Origin of the sequence: Anaerotignum faecicola (assembly GCA_024460105.1) — a bacterium.
Lineage (GTDB): Bacteria > Bacillota > Clostridia > Lachnospirales > Anaerotignaceae > JANFXS01.
Window position 1 is genome coordinate 1 of sequence record JANFXS010000344.1, and the last position, 432, is coordinate 432.

Annotated in this window: 1 protein-coding gene; it reads left to right on the forward strand. The window is 52.1% G+C overall.

The window, feature by feature from the left end; translation table 11 throughout:
- Positions 1–432 (forward strand): ABC transporter permease (locus NE664_14295; GenBank protein MCQ4727805.1); only part of this gene is annotated, 432 nt, incomplete at both ends.

Here is a 432-nt window from a genome sequence, read left to right on the forward strand (position 1 = left end):
CGGATATCTTCATGTCCTTCCCTTCCATCGTATTAATCCTGGTTCTGGTGGCGGTAATCGGGCCGTCCATCTGGTCCGTTACCATTGTAATCGGTGTGCTGGGCTGGACTCAGTTCGCCAGACTGATTTATGCCAATGTGCTTTCTGTCTCGGAAAAGGAATATGTGGAGTCTGCAAGGGCGATCGGTACTTCTAATTATAAGATCATCACCAGGTATATTCTGCCCAACTCCTTCGCCCCGATTTTGATTGCCATCACCTTTCAGATGGCCAGTGCAATCCTGATGGAATCATCGTTAAGCTTCCTGGGAATGGGCGTACAGCCGCCGGGGGCCAGCTGGGGCAACATGCTTTATGACGCCCAGTCGATCACGGTTCTTTCCAAACGGCTCTGGATCTGGATGCCGCCGGGAATTGCCCTGCTCATTACGG